This window comes from Methylobacterium sp. 275MFSha3.1 (genome assembly GCF_900108435.1).
Lineage (GTDB): Bacteria > Pseudomonadota > Alphaproteobacteria > Rhizobiales > Beijerinckiaceae > Methylobacterium.
In genome coordinates this window covers 1-2,761 of sequence record NZ_FNWP01000066.1, presented here as the reverse complement: position 1 = coordinate 2,761, position 2,761 = coordinate 1, and the positions used below count along the sequence as shown (strand labels likewise).

Annotated in this window: 4 protein-coding genes; 1 reads left to right on the top strand and 3 read right to left on the bottom strand. The window is 69.6% G+C overall.

The features are described 5' to 3' along the window. The first annotated feature begins 56 nt into the window (after window positions 1-56). On the top strand, window positions 57-287 hold the full coding sequence (locus BLW78_RS30660) for a DUF6429 family protein (protein ID WP_091683822.1): 231 nt from the start codon (window positions 57-59) through the stop codon (window positions 285-287). A gap of 21 nt (window positions 288-308) precedes the next feature. Here the strand turns inward: BLW78_RS30660 and BLW78_RS30655 are convergent, their stop codons facing one another. The 3 genes from BLW78_RS30655 to BLW78_RS30645 form a co-directional block, all read right to left on the bottom strand. After that, window positions 309-1,832, bottom strand: a complete 1,524-nt coding sequence (locus tag BLW78_RS30655) for an IS66 family transposase (RefSeq protein ID WP_091684091.1) — start codon at window positions 1,830-1,832, stop codon at window positions 309-311. A 68-nt stretch (window positions 1,833-1,900) separates the two neighbouring features. Then, the gene (gene tnpB / locus BLW78_RS30650) at window positions 1,901-2,257 is read right to left on the bottom strand and encodes an IS66 family insertion sequence element accessory protein TnpB (RefSeq protein WP_091684089.1); all 357 of its coding nucleotides are present in this window, start codon (window positions 2,255-2,257) and stop codon (window positions 1,901-1,903) included. Then, on the bottom strand, window positions 2,254-2,661 hold the full coding sequence (locus tag BLW78_RS30645) for an IS66-like element accessory protein TnpA (protein WP_244527124.1): 408 nt from the start codon (window positions 2,659-2,661) through the stop codon (window positions 2,254-2,256). The genes tnpB and BLW78_RS30645 overlap by 4 nt, the downstream gene beginning before the upstream one ends. Between the last annotated feature and the right edge of the window lie 100 nt (window positions 2,662-2,761).

Sequence of the window (2,761 nt, the reverse complement as noted above, 5' to 3'; positions counted from 1 at the left end):
GTAACCGATCGGCTGGCACCACGCCCGGTCTGAGCGCGGCGTGCTAATCTGCTCGGATGTTGGTCGACGAGGAGCGCATCGACGAGGCGGTGCTCGCCCTTTTGTGGCTGACGCTCCACGACGAGCGTCGGGCCTGGAAAGGCTTCGACTGGGCTGCGCTGGGCCGTCTCCACGCCAAGGGGCTCATCGCCGACCCGGTCGGGCGCGCCAAATCGGTGGTGCTGACCGACGAGGGCCTGCGCCAATCCGAGGCGCTGTTCCGGACCCTGTTCACGCGGGCAGACTGACGCGCCAGGGCCGCGGCGTTCTCAGGCCACGGCTTGGAGCGCGGGTGTGCTCGGGTAGGCCCAGGGCAGCAGATCATTGAGGCGCCGCTGCGGATGGCCGTCGACGATGCGGGTGATGACGTCGGTCAGGTAGGCCTGCGGCTCGACGCCGATGAGCTTGCAGGTCTCGATCAACGAGGCGATCACCGCCCAGTGCTCGCCCCCGCCGTCGGATCCCGCAAACAGGGCATTCTTCCGATTCAAAGTCAGAGGCCGGATCGCGCGCTCGACGGTGTTGGAGTCGATCTCCACACGCCCATCATCGAGGAACAAGCTCAGCCCCGCCCAGCGGCTCAGGGCGTAGCGGATCGCATCCGCCAAGTTGCTCTTACGGCTCAGGAGGGCAAGCTTCTCCCGCAGCCAAACCTCCAGCGCCTCGACCACGGGCCGGCTTCGTTCCTGACGGGCCGCCCGTCGCTCCTCGGCCGAGCGCCCGCGGATCTCGGACTCGATCCGGTAGAGCGTGGCGATGCGCGACAGCGTCTCCGTCGCGATCGGCGAGGCCGCGGCAAGGTCATAGAATTGCCGACGCACATGCGCCCAGCAGTAGGCCAGCCGCACTGCGCCGCCCTTGGCCAAGCTTTCGTAGGCCGCATAGCCGTCGACCTGCAGCACGCCTGCAAACCCGCAGAGATGCGCGATCGGTCGTCCGGCCGTGCGATCCGGGGCGTAGACGTAGGCGACGCCGGGCGGATCGGTCCCGCCCCAGGGCCGGTCGTCGCGGGCATACGCCCAAAGCTGGCCGGTCTTCGTGCGGCCGCGGCCCGGGTCGAGCACCGGTGCCGTGGTCTCGTCGGCAAACAGCTTGCCCGAGCGCTTGAGCGTCTCCAGGAGCCGCTCGTGCACGGGCCGGAGGAGGAAGGCGGCGCGCCCGACCCAGTCAGCCAGCGTCGAGCGGTCGAGGCTGACGCCCTGGCGGGCGAAGATCTGCGCCTGTCGATAGAGCGGCAGGTGGTCGGCGTATTTGGAGACGAGCACCTGCGCGACGAGAGCGTCGGTGGGCAGGCCGCCCTCGATCAGCCGCACCGGTGCCGGAGCCTGCACGACCGCGTCCCCGCAGGCGCGGCAAGCGTAGCGCGGGCGCCGGATCACCAGCGCCCGGAACTGCGCCGGTACCACGTCGAGGCGCTCGGAGATGTCCTCACCGATCCGGTGCAGGGTCCCTGCGCAGCACGGACAGGCGGTGCTGTCGATATCGACGAGGCACTCGACCCGCGGCAGGTGAGCGGGCAGCGCCCCACGGTTCGTGCGCCGCTTGGCCCTCCGCGCCTCCTGCTTGGCCGGTTCATTCTCCTCGTCGGCAAAGCCCGCGGCCTCGACCTGCTCAGCCTCCTCCAGCCCGAGCAGAAGCTGATCCTCAGGCAGGCTCTCGGCGCGGCGGCCGAAGCGGTGGCGCTGCATCGCCAGGATGATCTGGCGCAGCCGCTCGTTCTCGGCGCGCTCCTCGGCGAGCAGCGCCTTGAGCGTCTCGGGATCGTCGGACGAGGGCGAAGCAGGCGCGGCCACGAAGTGGATTAGAGCAGATCCGCCAGTGACTTACCACCGCGATGAAGACCATCCGCCAGTCTTTTTGCTCAGCCGGCAACCGCCGGCACGCCCACGGGACGCACCGCATGGACGCGCTTCCAGTCCAGGCCTTCGACGAGCGCCGCGAGCTGCGCCGCGCTCAGCCGGACCACGCCGTCCTCGATCTTCGGCCAACAGAACTGGCCAGCCTCCAGACGCTTGGTCGCGAGGACCAGCCCGCTTCCATCCCAGACCAGGAGCTTCACCCGGTCGGCGCGTTTTGACCGGAACACGTAGACCGTGCCGGAGAACGGATCCGCGCCCATCGCGTCCCGGACCAGAGCGGCCAGCCCGTCCATGCCCTTGCGGAAGTCCACCGGCCGGGTGGCCAGCATCACGCGCACCGCGCCGGAGGGCCCGATCATGGGCAAGCCTTCAGCGCCCGGATCACCGCCGCGATCTGCGCCGCGCTCGCGCCCTGAGTGATGCGGACCGTGGCGCCTGCGATCTCGACTTCGATGCTGTGGCAGCCGCATCGCTCCCCCAGCTCTGGGCTCAGCTCGGCAGACGTCGGCTCCTGCGGGCCCACACTCAGAACGGCCGGCACGAACTGCAGTGCGCGCTCGCTGTCGTGCCCCCCAGCCTGACGCATCAGGCGGCGCCACGTGAACAGCTGCGAGGCGCTCAGTCCATGTCGGCGTGCCACCGCGCTGATCGAGATGCCCGGCCCATCGCTCTCGGCGACGATGGCGGCCTTCTCCTCATTCGACCACGTCCGGCGCCGGCCGGCCCCGGTGAACAGCTCCAGGCGCCGGATCGGCTCCGACATAGCCATACGCCCTGACATCGACATGTGACGGAGCTCCCAATCCGCTCCGTATGTCGCCTTCACACCGCCTGCCGGAAGGTGCCGCCCAGACGACGCTTAC